Annotated in this window: 15 protein-coding genes; 4 read left to right on the forward strand and 11 right to left on the reverse strand. The window is 41.1% G+C overall.

The annotated features are described in order from the left end of the window. Nucleotides 1-328: 328 nt before the first annotated feature. Together A4S05_RS26705 and A4S05_RS42075 are read right to left on the reverse strand one after the other, a co-directional pair. The gene (locus A4S05_RS26705) at nucleotides 329-1,903 is read right to left on the reverse strand and encodes a CPBP family intramembrane glutamic endopeptidase (protein ID WP_069072811.1); all 1,575 of its coding nucleotides are present in this window, start codon (nucleotides 1,901-1,903) and stop codon (nucleotides 329-331) included. Continuing rightward, nucleotides 1,904-2,083 (reverse strand): hypothetical protein, encoded by a 180-nt coding sequence (locus A4S05_RS42075; RefSeq protein ID WP_176727118.1) that lies wholly within the window; start codon nucleotides 2,081-2,083, stop codon nucleotides 1,904-1,906. It abuts the gene before it with no gap. Here A4S05_RS42075 and A4S05_RS26710 point away from each other — a divergent pair. Then, nucleotides 2,017-2,715: a Uma2 family endonuclease gene (locus A4S05_RS26710; RefSeq protein ID WP_069072812.1), complete on the forward strand. Its 699-nt coding sequence runs from the start codon at nucleotides 2,017-2,019 to the stop codon at nucleotides 2,713-2,715. The genes A4S05_RS42075 and A4S05_RS26710 overlap by 67 nt on opposite strands. 35 nt (nucleotides 2,716-2,750) lie before the next feature. Here the strand turns inward: A4S05_RS26710 and A4S05_RS26715 are convergent, their stop codons facing one another. The 3 genes from A4S05_RS26715 to A4S05_RS26725 are packed head-to-tail and all read right to left on the reverse strand — an operon-like array spanning nucleotide 2,751 to nucleotide 4,121. Then, entirely contained in the window at nucleotides 2,751-2,972 is a 222-nt protein-coding gene (locus A4S05_RS26715) for an addiction module protein (RefSeq protein ID WP_069072813.1), read from the reverse strand. 38 nt (nucleotides 2,973-3,010) lie between these two features. Beyond that, nucleotides 3,011-3,640: an Imm1 family immunity protein gene (locus A4S05_RS26720; protein WP_256091186.1), complete on the reverse strand. Its 630-nt coding sequence runs from the start codon at nucleotides 3,638-3,640 to the stop codon at nucleotides 3,011-3,013. After that, on the reverse strand, nucleotides 3,552-4,121 hold the full coding sequence (locus tag A4S05_RS26725; protein ID WP_069072814.1) for a hypothetical protein: 570 nt from the start codon (nucleotides 4,119-4,121) through the stop codon (nucleotides 3,552-3,554). Before A4S05_RS26725 ends, A4S05_RS26720 begins: the two co-directional genes overlap by 89 nt. A gap of 250 nt (nucleotides 4,122-4,371) precedes the next feature. Here A4S05_RS26725 and A4S05_RS26730 point away from each other — a divergent pair, with 250 nt between their 5' ends. Beyond that, nucleotides 4,372-5,712 carry a WD40 domain-containing protein gene (locus tag A4S05_RS26730; protein WP_069072815.1) on the forward strand — a complete coding sequence of 447 codons (1,341 nt, stop codon included), beginning with the start codon at nucleotides 4,372-4,374 and terminating at the stop codon, nucleotides 5,710-5,712. Nucleotides 5,713-5,742: 30 nt separating this feature from the next. Here the strand turns inward: A4S05_RS26730 and A4S05_RS26735 are convergent, their stop codons facing one another. The 6 genes from A4S05_RS26735 to sufB form a co-directional block, all read right to left on the reverse strand. Then, entirely contained in the window at nucleotides 5,743-6,375 is a 633-nt protein-coding gene (locus tag A4S05_RS26735) for a Uma2 family endonuclease (RefSeq protein WP_069072816.1), read from the reverse strand. A 48-nt stretch (nucleotides 6,376-6,423) separates the two neighbouring features. Continuing rightward, on the reverse strand, nucleotides 6,424-7,056 hold the full coding sequence (locus A4S05_RS26740) for a Uma2 family endonuclease (RefSeq protein ID WP_069072817.1): 633 nt from the start codon (nucleotides 7,054-7,056) through the stop codon (nucleotides 6,424-6,426). A gap of 219 nt (nucleotides 7,057-7,275) precedes the next feature. Further along, nucleotides 7,276-8,538 (reverse strand): cysteine desulfurase, encoded by a 1,263-nt coding sequence (locus A4S05_RS26745; RefSeq protein WP_069072818.1) that lies wholly within the window; start codon nucleotides 8,536-8,538, stop codon nucleotides 7,276-7,278. 39 nt (nucleotides 8,539-8,577) lie between these two features. After that, on the reverse strand, nucleotides 8,578-9,948 hold the full coding sequence (gene sufD / locus A4S05_RS26750) for a Fe-S cluster assembly protein SufD (RefSeq protein ID WP_069072819.1): 1,371 nt from the start codon (nucleotides 9,946-9,948) through the stop codon (nucleotides 8,578-8,580). Next, complete coding sequence (gene sufC, locus A4S05_RS26755; RefSeq protein WP_069072820.1) at nucleotides 9,948-10,739, reverse strand: Fe-S cluster assembly ATPase SufC; 792 nt, start codon at nucleotides 10,737-10,739, stop codon at nucleotides 9,948-9,950. The genes sufD and sufC overlap by 1 nt, the downstream gene beginning before the upstream one ends. 112 nt (nucleotides 10,740-10,851) lie before the next feature. Then, a complete protein-coding gene (gene sufB / locus A4S05_RS26760) occupies nucleotides 10,852-12,291 on the reverse strand; it encodes a Fe-S cluster assembly protein SufB (RefSeq protein ID WP_069072821.1) in 1,440 nt (479 codons plus the stop codon). Nucleotides 12,292-12,684: 393 nt separating this feature from the next. On the opposite strand from sufB, the gene sufR reads away from it, so the two are divergent. Next, the gene (gene sufR, locus A4S05_RS26765; protein ID WP_069072822.1) at nucleotides 12,685-13,368 is read left to right on the forward strand and encodes an iron-sulfur cluster biosynthesis transcriptional regulator SufR; all 684 of its coding nucleotides are present in this window, start codon (nucleotides 12,685-12,687) and stop codon (nucleotides 13,366-13,368) included. A 67-nt stretch (nucleotides 13,369-13,435) separates the two neighbouring features. Continuing rightward, on the forward strand, nucleotides 13,436-13,696 hold the full coding sequence (locus A4S05_RS26770) for a hypothetical protein (protein ID WP_069072823.1): 261 nt from the start codon (nucleotides 13,436-13,438) through the stop codon (nucleotides 13,694-13,696). Nucleotides 13,697-13,723: the final 27 nt, after the last annotated feature.

Raw genomic sequence — 13,723 nt, forward strand, 5'->3', positions numbered from 1 at the left:
TTTTCTGTGTAGTCGCAGCCCGTCGTAGACATCGCTTCCAGTGGGCGTGAAACGCCATCGCACCATTACGAGACTAGTTGAATATAGAAGTGCAAGAGACATCTTCCATATTTTTCTAACCTGTTTTTAGTTGCCAATCCCTACTTTCATAAGCGCAAAACGGAATTGCAATCAAATTTATGACAGCTAAAACGGTTTGGGAAGACAATTAAAATAATTCGTAATGCTGCTCTCTACGAGATGCTGCGCCAACGTAATTCGTCAATTGTACCCACTTATGGAGATAAAAGCAAATATTTTCGTTTTAAGCAACAGTAATATTATTGTGCTAATTGCTACCTAAAATAAATAAGCTTAATAGTGTACCACTATTCCAGAGACTATGTAGGAGCATAGGAGCGAGGAGGTTTCGCGATCGCGTGTAAACTACCCCTAAAACGATCCCCAATGCTGTGAGGGGAAGAATTTCCGACAAGCTGAGGTGAGCGATCGCAAACAACAAACTGCTAATCAGAATCGATCCCCACACGGGTAAGTAGCGAGTTAGAGAAGGTAACAAAAAGCCGCGAAATAAAATTTCTTCAAAAAATGGTGCTGCGATCGCTGCTGTGGAGAAAAATATGCCAAGTGCTATACCATCTTGACTTTCCAGGGCTAGTTGCAACAGTGGGTTACTACCACCCTGTCCTTGCCATAGCTGTTGATTGATCAAAGATACCACCACAACTATAGGTAAAGCCGCACAATAGCCTCCCAGTCCCCACAAAAACCACTTATCTTGAAAACGAAAGCGAAACCAAAATTCTGGTAGTGGAAAAAAGCGCTTAAGAGAGAAATACAGCACTGACAGCGCACCCGATGCTACCAGTAAGTAACTAACCAAAACATAAAAAGCCTGAAGTCGCACATCAGAGGCGGGACGCGGGATAGGGAGTAGCGATAGGGCTAAAGGGACAAAAATTTGCCCCATAAAGAAAAAGCCGACGACAAAAACCTGCAAAATCGTTTCACCATCCCAAGGCGTTGACCAAGGGATATCAGCATTTTGAGCTAGTAAAGAGGCTTTTCCTTTCAGTAAGCGTTGAGCAAATAAGAAAATCAGCAATATTAGACCACTTAAAGCTGCCAATGTCGGAATAGTGCCAATAACCGCTAATTTCAACACTGCTTGAGCAGCAGATTCTTGTTGTGCAGCTTTAACTGCTGATAAAGCATCTTGTCGTTGTTGGAGTTGGTATAGCTGAACCAAAGTAGTAGAGCGAAACCAACCTTCTAAATTCTTTTGAATCCGTTCTTGAGAATTTTGGAGCAGACGGGGAGGATCGCTCCACAGTCCACTTAATACAGCTGCGGTTTCTCCAAATTCTGGATTGATATCTGAGCGTTTTTGTAATTCGCTCCAAGTTTTGAGGGCTGTATCCGCCTGTCCTTGCTGTGCTTGTAAAATTCCCAGCCGCAGGTCTAATTCAGCTAATAATTTTTGTAATTGCTTAAAAGACTGCTCTAACTGTTGCTGTCCCTGTTTAGAGGTTTTAGTCGTGGGAGGAACATCAGATAGAGGTTTTGGAGGTGTGGGAGTTATTTCAGGTTGAGAGCGTAATTGTGTAAGTTGATTGTTAACTTTGTCCAAATTAGCTTGAACTGATTGACGCGCCTCCTGATACTGCTTCGTAGCGCTTTCCAGGGGTTGATCACCAAGTATTGCTTCCCGAATCCCTTGGAGATTGTCATCGCTGCTATCTTCTGATTGCCAAGCTTGAGCTTGTAAAGCAATATTGGTTTGATATAGTTCCAGGCGACTTTGAAATTGAGGTTGTTGCCAACTACTGAATAAAGAGGAAACCGCCAACAGAACTGCTATCGGCGTCAGCACAAAAATTAAAACTAACCGCTTGAGTGTCATCTATCCACCTTTGACTAACCAGTGGGGAGCGCGTCCCCCTTGGGAATTATCGCAAGAAAAAGTCAGAGGTGGATAGATATCATCAATATTATAAGTTTGCGCTTGCACCCACCATGTTAAATTACAACCCATTGCACTGCTTACCCTCCGCCGAGGATCTGCCCGATTCGGACTATACACCTGTGGACAATGAACTACAAGATTTAATTCCCAGTTTACTCAAAGCCATCCTCGCTTGGTTATGGACAAACCGGATGGATTGGTTTTTTGGGGTTGATATGGGGATATATTACGATCCTGAACTACCGCCGATTGTCCCTGATGGGTTTTTAAGTTTAGGAGTCGAGCGAGTTTTTGATGAGAACTTGCGTTTAAGTTATGTGTTGTGGGAAGAAAAGGTGATGCCGATTATGGCATTAGAAGTTGTTTCTCATAAACGGCGTGGGGAATACACCAGCAAAAAGAAAATGTATGCTGAGATGGAGATTTTATATTATGTTGTTTACAATCCCCAACGCCGGAGAAAACCGCCTTTAGAAGTTTATCGCTTTGTAAATGGTGAATATGTATTGCAGCGAGGAAATCCTGTTTGGTTAACAGAGATAGGTTTAGGAATTGGTCATGAACGGGGAACCTATCAGGGAATTACGCGGGATTGGTTGTATTGGTATGACAAACAAGGGGTGAGATATTTAACACCAGAAGAACGTGCGATCGCTGCCGAACAACGCGCTACCACCGCTGAAGAACGCGCTCAAAGGCTGGCACAGGAATTGCGAAAATTAGGGATAGATCCAGATTCTTTGAGTTGACTTTTTGGGGTGCGATCGCTTTATTAACTGATAGCTCATTTAGATAAACCTAGTCTTTCTTTGACGGATTGCCATGTTGAATCTTGGTTTTTATTTTGGCGATGCATCTCCAAGCGCCTATCTAATTCTTTTTTTTGCTCATCATTGAGAGGAACTTTATCGGGTGTGGTAAGAATGCTGTCCCATAAGTCCTCGGCAAGCTGTATACGTTCAGATACACTTAGTTCAGAAATATCGACTTTTAATATAGGTTGCATGGTTGTTATTAATCTATTTGCTCAATATAATCTTATTTTTAAATTACAAATGACTTATCTTCTTCCCAATCAAGTAAAGCATCAAGTTTACCTGATTCGGTAAATGTTCTAGCAGCTACTAAACAGTGCAGCAAATCAACACACATTTTCGCAGGATAATTTTTCTCTTCTCCACCGACTACTAATGTTTCTATTTCATCAGATTTTGATAAATCCACTAAAACATAAAATTTTGTGTTATTAAAGGTCGCAGTCACAACATATTTATCTGACTTACCGCCTCCAATATTTATGTAAGTCTCATCATTAGATTTCAAAGTTACTAAACTTTTGTTTTTGCCATCTAAATCGCGGATAACTGCTTCAATTTGAAGCCAATTTGGATCTTTTCTTAATTCACCTTGATTGCTATTAGTAAGCCATGTTTCTGCTGATAGCTTGAATACTAAACTTGTTTCGGTTTTTTGTTGCAAATCTGGCCAGCAATCGAAACCAAGTAACTTACCAATCTCAGAATTTTTCCAAAAGGCTTGACGTTCAGCATAGGTCATTATCACATTTGTTCCTACCCGAATTTGCTCAGGAGTCAACAAACGTGGGGATTCCCCATTGGCTTTCGTGTCTTCTGATGAAGGCTGCGGCGTTGTCTCTTGAGAATTTGAACACATAGCCATCTTCTCCTGGGGCAATGTTTGTTGCGCCCACATACTGCATTTCGATTATGTCTCTATAGTAGTCAAAAGCTGAATCTAGAGATACAAGAATAATACGAGTATCACTCAAACCGCCGGAACAATACTGCAATCCCACTTGCGTTGCATACCAAAATAGCCATTTTCCTATCGGTTCAATCAGGCGGTTAGCTTCCTGGCCTCTAGTCACAGGATTACTTTCTAGATGCTGAATTTCTAAAGTCTCCGGTGTACCTGGGTAAGGAAAGACAATGTACCTAATTAATCCCCAGACTTGCCGATCATATACCAGTTTAACAATGCTTTGTAAGTCAAAGTCAGTACGTCGCCATAACTCTTGCCAATGAAAAGTCCAATTGCTTGGCATATCATCCACTATTGCAGGAGAAATGACAGCCTCTTGTTCGCCCCTCTCTTGAGTTAGGATTCGCACCCGATACGAGCCTATATCAGCCAATCTAGTAATCCTCACACATCATAAGAAAGATAATACTGGGTTAGGGAGTGAGGGAGCGATCGCGTTTGATTGCCCCGTCAGAGTTGGGAGACGATGTGGCTATTATCACACCATTACTAAGACTTATCTTCTTCTAGTTAGATTCTATTTTTCATAACTGAACATACGGTAATTCCTACATTACTCTTCAAATAATGATGTCTTAAAATATGCATAACTCAAATAAATACTTAACATCATAAATACAACCATGACTCAAAAATGGTATCTTTCACATACATTCATAGGGCATTCAGGTTGGTTTGGGGGAGTTCGTTCAGTTGCAATTAGCCCTGATAATCAAACTTTGGCAAGTGGTAGTGATGACAAAAATATCAAACTATGGAATTTAAATACTGGTCAGGAATATTTCACTTTATCTGGACATTTAGATACAGTTCGTTCAATCACTTTCAGTCCAGATGGAGAAAGAATTGTCAGTGGCAGTGATGATAAAACTATAAAAATATGGAACTGGAAAACTTCTCAAGATATTCTTACTTTAAATGGGCATTCTAAATCAGTCACCAATATTGCTATTAATAATAATGGAGAATTTATTGTTAGTGCTAGTGATGATCATTCTATAAAAATCTGGTGTTTAAAAACTGGTCATGAAGTTTGCACTTTGTTTGGTCATTCAAATTATATTCAGTCAGTAGCATTTAGTCCTGATGGAAAAATACTTGCTAGCGGTAGTTGTGATAACACAATTAAACTATGGGCTTGGAAGATGGGAAAAGAAATTCTCACCTTATCTGAACATTCAGGTGCTGTGCGTACAATTGCTTTTAGTCCTAATGGACAGCTTATTGCCAGTGGAAGTGATGATAAAACCATAAAATTATGGGATGTAAAAGCTGGCAGATTAATCCGTACATATTCTGGGCATTCAGGCAATGTTTGGTCTGTGGCTATTAGTCCTGATGGACAAACTATTGCAAGTGGTTGTGATGACAAAACAATAAAGATTTGGCATATAGTCAATGGCGAAATTATAACTAATATTGATGCACATTCAGCAGGTATTAGTTCAATTAGCTTTTGTGCTGATGGATTTGCTATTGCTAGTAGTAGTTGGGATAAAACTGTCAAACTTTGGTTAACCGAAAAAGCTTTACCAAAATCTTCTATATTTAGTTGGATTTCTGGCGTTTTTTATCCAAAAGACAATGAATCCATCTTAAAAGTGCCAAGTTTTATTATTGAAAAAGCAAAAGAAAATATCAATATAGCTAAAGTAGAAGAGGACAATCGTAGCCGAGAGGAAAGGCGACGCTTACAAGAGAAACGCTTAGAAAAACAGCGTTTGCAAAATGAACAGCGTAGTTTACAAAAGCAGCGTTGGCAGGATGAACAGGATCGCTTAGAAAAACAGATTCAACCTAGTGAACAACATCATCTAGACAAACACAGTGCAAAAATTATTTGGAATATAAGTAAAATTACTTACGAAGCTTTAGATACAGCGATTAATAAAAAATATGTCGGAGGCTATAGACGCAAAGATGGAACTTATGTTAAACCTCACTATCGACGTAAGCATAAATAATTGTAACCTTGGTAAGTAAAAGGTGGGAATTTATTCTAACTTCTCTCGCACCCAAGCGCGAAAGGATTTAAGCAAAGCAATTTCCCCCATACTTTTACTCTGTTCAATAAATCTACTTATCTCACTCACCGATACTATAGGAAAGGCAATGCTAAACTTACACTCTACATATTGCCCCTCTATCAACTGATAAAATTTTAAATCCTGCCCATCATATCTCCAAAGTTCAGTTACACCCAACGCTGAATAAATCCCCAATTTGTTAACTGAACTGCTGGTAATGTCAATTTCAACTGCTAAGTCAGGCGGCGGATCATTTTCTAAATCTAAAGTTTGCTTACCCCTAATAGCTAGTTCATTCTGGATATAGTAGCAAGTATCTGGTTCTATTCCCCGATTTAATATTTTCCGCTTCAATGTTGTAGAACCAGCGCTTCTCAATTCAATCCCTAATTCTTCAGCTAAAGCAATAATAAAATTCCCAAAATTACTTTTGGGGTTTTCGTGTTCAAAAAGTGGAGTCATGATTTCTAAAACACCGCAGTCATAAGCAAACCGAGAACCTCTATCTTCACCTGTATCTCTCAACAAGGCTTCAAAGGTTTCCCAGCTAATGTTATGTAGCACTGTTCTTTGTTCACCAACCGTTGACTTTACAATCATAGATTAAAAGAAATAAGTCAGTAATTATATTTATCAATTAAGTACACTTTACCCTATCTTACTCTGCACCCAAGCGCGGAAGGATTGCACCAAATCAATTTCATCCATAGTTTTACTTTGCTGGATAAATCTATTCATTTCACTAACAGAAATTAGAGGGAAAGCAATACTCGACTTAATTTCAATATATTCGCTTGCTACTAGTTGATAAAATTTTAAAATTTCACCGTTATATCTCCACAATTCTCCGACACCTAAAGCCGCATAAATATTAAATTTATTAATAGAAGTGCTAGTAATATCAATTTCAACTGCTAAATCTGGTGCTGGATCTGATGTTAAATCTAATTCTTGTTTACCTCTAATTATTGGCTCATTTTGAATATAATAGCAATTATCAGGTTCTATTCCCTTTGCTATTGGTTTACGTTTTAATGTTGTAGAACCAGCACTTCTAATTTTAGTTTTTAATTCCACTGCTAAAGCGAATATCAATCGGTCAAACTGAATTTTAGGATTTTCGTGTTCAAAAAGTGGAGTCATGATTTCTAAAACACCGCAGTCGTAAGCAAACCTAGAGCCTCTATCCTCACCTGTATCTCTCAGTAAGGCTTCAAAAGTTTCCCAGCTAACGTTGTCTAAGACTGTTCTTTGTTCTGCAAGGGTTAACTTAACAAGCATATTACAATCCTTTTTCCATCAGGATGTTAGATAAAATCCCGATGATTTTACCTATGTTATTAATATAATACTCGCTCAAGTCAATTTCAATCACTTGCCCAATGAGCTTCAAAAACTTTAGTTTTTCCTATAAATAATCCAGATAATTAAATTGTGCCAACTATTAGCAAGATATGTTGCTGATATTTGGCACAATCAGGATCTAAATATTTTCTAACTTTAAGCAAGGAAACCCGCAAAAAATTCCAAAGTTTCTTTCAGCGCTTTGATAAAAATATCAATTTCCTCGCGGGTGTTGTAGAAAGATAAACTTGCTCGTGCGGTTGCAGGAAGACCTAAGTAACGGTGTAATGGTTGTGTGCAGTGGTGTCCAGAACGGATGGCAACGCCTTCTTGATCTAATAATGTAGATAAGTCGTTGGCGTGAACTTCTCCGGCTGTAAAGGACGCAAGAGCGGCTCTACCTTCACCTTTTGCATTTGGTTTGGGGCCGTAAATTCTAATTTGGGGAATTTGCTCTAATTGTTGGAACAAATAAGCTGTTAATTCTGCTTCGTAGGCGTGGATTTTATCCATGCCTATACTGCTAAGATAATCTATCGCAGCACCAAGTGCGATCGCTTCTCCAATTGCAGGTGTCCCAGCTTCAAATTTATGCGGTAATTCTGCATAAGTTGAATGGTCTAAATATACCTCTGCAATCATCTCACCACCACCAAAAAATGGTGGCATTGATTCTAATAATTCCAACTTGCCATACAGAAATCCTATCCCAGTTGGGGCGCACATTTTATGACCAGATGCTACCAACCAATCACAATCTATTTTCTGTACGTCAATGGGGTAGTGAGGAACACTTTGGCAAGCATCTACTAAGAATTTAGCACCGTATTTGTGAGCGATCGCACCAATTTCTTCTACTGGATTAATGCAACCCAAAGTATTAGAAATATGCACCACCGACACCAGCTTAGTTTTCTCAGAAATCAGCTTTTTAAACTGTTCCAAATCAAAAGTTTCTTCTGGTGTTAATTCTACAAATTTCAGTACTGCACCCGTTTTTTGTGCCACCAATTGCCAAGGCACAATATTACTGTGGTGTTCCATCACCGAGAGTATAATTTCATCTCCCGGCTGCAAATTGTTCATTCCCCAACTGTAGGCTACTAGGTTAATCGCCTCAGTTGCGTTGCGGGTGTAGACGATTTCCTGACGCGATGCAGCATTGATGAATTTGGCAACTTTATCTCTAGCACCTTCATAAGCATCAGTAGCTTTAGCACTCAGGGTATGGGCACCGCGATGCACGTTAGCATTATATTGCTCGTAATAATCCCGTAGGGTATTTAATACGGACAAAGGCTTTTGCGATGTCGCAGCATTATCGAGATAAACCAAGGGTTTCTCATTGACTTCCTGATGCAATATCGGGAAGTCAGCGCGAACTTTATCAGCAATAGTTTTGGTAGAGGTGAAAGTCATTGGTAGATTAGTTATTTGTCATTTGTCATTTGTCATTCGTCATTCGTCATTCGTCAGAGACTTAAGATTATTGACTGTGTTTAACAAGATTTCTCGGAGAGAAGGAACTGGTATTTTGTTGATGACTTCGGCGGCGAAGGCGTTAATTAATAACTTTCGAGCATCGTTTTCATCAATTCCCCGACTTTGCAGATAGAATATTTCATCATCTTCCAATTGGCTAACGGTAGCACCGTGAGCGCATTTGACATTATCGGCTGTAATTTCCAATTGGGGTTTGGTATCAACTCTGGCTTTCGATGATAGCAGCAAATTACGATTCAACTGGGCTGCATTTGTCAACTGCGCTCGTTTGGGGACAAAAACTTTACCGTTGAACACCGCATGAGCGCGATCGCCTACAATACATTTATGCAATTGGTCACTTGTACCGTGGGGATAGTTGAGTGCGATCGCACTGTGAGTATCTGCCAACTGTTTACCAGAAATTATCGTCAAACCATTGAGCGTAGTTTGTGTCTGCTCACCAGTTTGCAAAATCTCCAAATTGTGCCGCGACAGCTTTGCACCTAAAGTTATGGCATGACAAGTATATCGACTATCACGAGCCTGTGCGATCGCAGTCTTGCCAATATGAAAAGCCTCTCCACCTTCTTGCTCAACCCTAGTGTGGCTCACTTCAGCATTGTCAGCAATCCAAATTTCCGTAACTGCATTGCTGAAATATACTCCCTCTTTCTCTGCACCTGGGCGGTTCGTATACTCTTCAATCAAACTCACCTGCGAACCACTTTCCGCCACCACTAAACAACGCGGCTGCGAAATCGTCGCAGTCTCACCCGCAACTGAAATAAACACCAAATGAATTGGTGTCTCAACTACCACATTCTTCTTCACCCACACCACAGCTGCATCAGTTATCCCAGCCGTATTGAGAGCAGTAAAAACTTCCTGCGCTCCCTCAGCTTGAGCTAAATACTGCTGTACACCTTCCTGCTCAACCGCAGATAAGCCAGCCAAATTACTCACCACAATTCCAGATGGTAAATCTGAAACTGCTGATAACTCCGGCGCATAAACGCCGTTGACGAATACCAAACGACTGTTAGCCGCTTCTGGCAAAATATCAAATTCTAGAGACGCGTAATTTCCCGTCTCTACACTAAATTGCACCTTTCGCAGAGACGATAAATCAGTAAATCGCCATTCTTCCTCGCGGGTAGTCGGGATAGTTGAGTGGCGTACCCAATTAGCAGCACTTTGGCGTAATTCCTGTAACCAACCCTCTGTTTTGGGTGTAGTTACCTGATTTAACAATTCAGTTAGATAGGTATCTTTATCTAACAGAGTCGATGTCAAACTGACTAAATTCGAGTTGGGTATTGGACTAGGAGATACTTGAATACTCATTACACACTCACCCCAGCAGTTGCAAATTCTTCTAGTACCCAGTCATAACCGCGAGACTCTAATTCCAACGCCAGTTCCTTACCACCACTCGTAATAATCTGCCCATGTGCCATCACATGCACAAAATCAGGCACAATATAATCGAGTAATCGCTGATAGTGAGTAATCAAAATTGTGGCATTTTCTGGACTTGCCAATTGATTTACCCCATTCGCCACAATTCGGAGCGCGTCAATATCCAAACCCGAATCAGTCTCATCCAAAATTCCTAACTTGGGTTCCAGCAACGCCATTTGCAGAATTTCATTCCGCTTCTTCTCACCACCAGAAAACCCTTCATTCAAACTCCGACTGAGAAAACTGGGATTCATCTTCACCACATCCAGCTTTTCTTCAATCAAATCGTCAAAATCAAAGGCGTCTATTTCCTCTAAACCTTGCGCCTTGCGACGGGAATTGTACGCCACCCGCAAGAAATCCAAATTGCTCACACCCGGAATTTCTAATGGATACTGAAACGCCAAAAATACACCACTTCTTGCGCGTTCCTCTGGTTCCAACTCCAACAGATTTTGCCCTTGGAAAATCACCTCACCGCCAGTCACCTCATACGCCGGATGTCCTGCCAATACCTTAGAAAAGGTACTCTTACCAGAACCATTTGGCCCCATAATCGCATGGATTTCACCCGATCGCACATCCAGATTCACACCTTTAAGAATCGGTGTCCCATCAACATTAGCCGTCAGATTCTTTACTGACAGCACAATTTCACTATTTTCAATAATCATGTTTTCTCTCTTCTTTTTTGGTTCGTAGTCAGCACTTTAATGCTGTAAAAAAGCGTTAAAGTGCTGACTACCAGCGTTAATTTTTTCGGTTCCTAGCAACTGATTACAAGCGTTATCCAACACTGCCTTCCAACTTCAAACTCAACAACTTATCAGCTTCCACTGCAAACTCCATCGGTAGCTGATTGAAAACATCCTTGCAGAAGCCGCTAATCATCATCGAAATAGCATCTTCTGAAGAAATACCCCGTTGAGCGAAGTAAAATAACTGATCTTCCCCAATTTTGGAAGTAGAAGCTTCATGCTCTACCTTGGCAGTGTTATTTTGCACCTGGATGTAGGGGAAAGTATTCGCGTGAGCATTATCCCCAATCAGCATTGAGTCACACTGGGAATAATTTCTCGCCCCTTTAGCCGTTGGATTGACTTTCACCAAACCCCGATAGCTATTACTAGAATTACCTGCGGAGATTCCTTTAGAAATAATTGTGCTGCGGGTATTCTTACCTACGTGAATCATCTTGCTGCCGGTATCAGCTTGCTGCTGATGATTTGTCAGTGCTACCGAGTAGAACTCACCCACAGAGTTATCACCCACCAAAACACAGCTGGGATATTTCCAAGTAATTGCCGAACCTGTTTCTACTTGAGTCCAGGAAATCTTGGAATTTACACCCTGACACAAACCGCGCTTGGTGACAAAGTTGTAAATACCGCCTTTACCATTAGCATCGCCAGCGTACCAGTTTTGGACGGTGGAATATTTAATTTCGGCGTTGTCAAGGGCGACAAGTTCCACAACGGCGGCGTGCAACTGGTTGCTGTCATACATTGGTGCAGTGCAACCTTCCAGGTAAGAAACATAACTACCTTCTTCAGCGACAATCAAAGTCCGCTCAAATTGTCCCGTGTCACCAGAGTTGATGCGGAAGTAGGTAGATAGTTCCATTGGGCATTTTACGCCTTTAGGAATATAGACAAAAGAACCATCGCTAAATACGGCGGCGTTTAAGGCGGCAAAATAATTGTCAGCGATGGGAACAACGCTACCCAAATATTTTTTAATTAGTTCTGGGTGTTCCTGCAACGCTTCCGAAAACGAACAGAAAATAACGCCGTCTTCCGCTAACTTTTCTTTAAATGTAGTGGCGACAGAGACGCTATCGAAAATCGCATCAACAGCGACGTTTGCCAGTCGCTTCTGTTCAGATAGGGAAATGCCTAACTTCTCAAAAGTTTCTAAAAGGGTTGGATCAACTTCATCCAAGCTGTTTAGTTTGTCTTTCTTGCGTTTTGGCGCTGAGTAGTAAATGATATCCTGATAATTTATTGGCGGATACTTGACATTTGGCCAAGTGGGTTCCGTCATTTTTTGCCACTGGCGATAAGCTCTGAGGCGAAAATCCAGCATGAACTGCGGCTCGTTCTTCTTAGAGGAGATCAAGCGGATAACGTCCTCGTCTAGTCCACGCGGTATGGTGTCGGACTCAATGTCTGTGACAAAGCCGTACTTGTAGGGTTGGTTGACTAAGGTTTTGACAGTGGCACTCATCAGTAATAATCTCTCGTGTTCGGAACTCTTTTAGGATGGGAGGCGGGCTGTGGCTAACCGATTCCCATCTCCCGTTACGGAATGGTTACACGCCTGCTAGAATAGTGGTGGAGAGTAAAACAACAGCTTTGTTGTTTAATGTATCTTCATTTTACGCTAAATTAACAACAACAATGTTGTCAAAGTCAAACAATTTTGGATTTTAGATTTGCAATTTTGGATTGAAAGAGGCCACAAGGGTGCTTGGCTCAGGGATTTTAGATTGACGATCGCGTAGTGGGGCATATACCAAAAAACTTTTTTAATCCAAAAAAACCAAAATCCAAAATCGGCACGGTCAAATTTTCAAAGAAATTTTTGGGACGTTCGCTGAACGTCTCGCACCAAATGAAGATGGCGACTACCCACCAGTCCTCAACCAAGCAAGATATCCTTGAGTATCTGCACAAACACGAAAAAGCAACGGCTTTGGAGCTAGCTGAAGTTTTAGACGTTACCCCGCAAGCGATTCGTCGCCATCTCAAGGATTTGGAGACGGAGGAGCTAGTTTTGTATTCTACATCAGTGCAGACGGCGGGGATGGGGCGTCCGCAGCACCTTTATGAATTGAGTCGTCAAGGACGCGATCGCTTGCACCGAACAATGAGCGATCGCTTTGGTGATGCAAGCGGAAATTTTGCGGTTTCGCTGCTAGACACCTTAGCCGAAACGGTGGGACACGACCAATTTAAATCGATTTTAGAGAAACAGTGGCAGCGCAAAGCTCAAGAATACCGCGATCGCTTGGGTAATGGTTCACTGCGAGAACGGGTAGCTAACTTAGTAGAGTTCAGAAAAGCCGAAGGCTTCATGGCAGAGTATCACCCTGTTGATGTGAATGACTCCTTTGAGTGCGATCGCTTTATATTAATGGAGCATAACTGTGCTATTTCTAATGTTGCCGAGTCTTTCCCCAGCATTTGTGGTCACGAATTAGAAATGTTTGCGGCTGTATTACCAGATTGTACTGTAGAACGCACCCACTGGATTATTGATGGCGAACATCGTTGCGGCTATTTGGTACAAGTTCGTCATTAGTCATTGGTCATTTGTCATTCGTCCTTTTTTTAATAACTAATGCCCAACTAAATTTGAGATAGCATTTATGGATGTACCACCACAGCAACCATCAACACAATTTTTAACCCTGGAAGAGTCAGCGAAAGTTGACGCGGCTTTGTTGTCTTCGCCAGAAAAATTTTTAACAAGATTGACAATTTCATCACTTAAGCTTTTGAAGCATATCGCCCAAGAATATGGTGTTGCTATTGAAGATTTGACAACGCAGCAAGTAATTGCTTGGTTTGAAAAAGATGGCAAAATTCGGCGTGAAGAGGGCATTGAAGGTTCATATCTGAAATGGTGAACTAAGGATACAAGTCAACCCTCATGT

It is taken from the genome of Nostoc sp. KVJ20 (assembly GCF_001712795.1).
GTDB lineage: Bacteria > Cyanobacteriota > Cyanobacteriia > Cyanobacteriales > Nostocaceae > Nostoc.

Excerpts from the sequence above, each read along its gene's own strand:
- A4S05_RS26705 (WP_069072811.1), bottom strand. The coding sequence starts at position 1,903 with ATGACACTCAAGCGGTTAGTTTTAATTTTTGTGCTGACGCCGATAGCA.
- A4S05_RS26710 (WP_069072812.1), top strand. The coding sequence starts at position 2,017 with ATGTTAAATTACAACCCATTGCACTGCTTACCCTCCGCCGAGGATCTG.
- A4S05_RS26715 (WP_069072813.1), bottom strand. The coding sequence starts at position 2,972 with ATGCAACCTATATTAAAAGTCGATATTTCTGAACTAAGTGTATCTGAA.
- A4S05_RS26720 (WP_256091186.1), bottom strand. The coding sequence starts at position 3,640 with ATGTGTTCAAATTCTCAAGAGACAACGCCGCAGCCTTCATCAGAAGAC.
- A4S05_RS26730 (WP_069072815.1), top strand. The coding sequence starts at position 4,372 with ATGACTCAAAAATGGTATCTTTCACATACATTCATAGGGCATTCAGGT.
- A4S05_RS26735 (WP_069072816.1), bottom strand. The coding sequence starts at position 6,375 with ATGATTGTAAAGTCAACGGTTGGTGAACAAAGAACAGTGCTACATAAC.
- A4S05_RS26740 (WP_069072817.1), bottom strand. The coding sequence starts at position 7,056 with ATGCTTGTTAAGTTAACCCTTGCAGAACAAAGAACAGTCTTAGACAAC.
- A4S05_RS26745 (WP_069072818.1), bottom strand. The coding sequence starts at position 8,538 with ATGACTTTCACCTCTACCAAAACTATTGCTGATAAAGTTCGCGCTGAC.
- sufD (WP_069072819.1), bottom strand. The coding sequence starts at position 9,948 with ATGAGTATTCAAGTATCTCCTAGTCCAATACCCAACTCGAATTTAGTC.
- sufC (WP_069072820.1), bottom strand. The coding sequence starts at position 10,739 with ATGATTATTGAAAATAGTGAAATTGTGCTGTCAGTAAAGAATCTGACG.
- sufB (WP_069072821.1), bottom strand. The coding sequence starts at position 12,291 with ATGAGTGCCACTGTCAAAACCTTAGTCAACCAACCCTACAAGTACGGC.
- sufR (WP_069072822.1), top strand. The coding sequence starts at position 12,685 with ATGGCGACTACCCACCAGTCCTCAACCAAGCAAGATATCCTTGAGTAT.
- A4S05_RS26770 (WP_069072823.1), top strand. The coding sequence starts at position 13,436 with ATGGATGTACCACCACAGCAACCATCAACACAATTTTTAACCCTGGAA.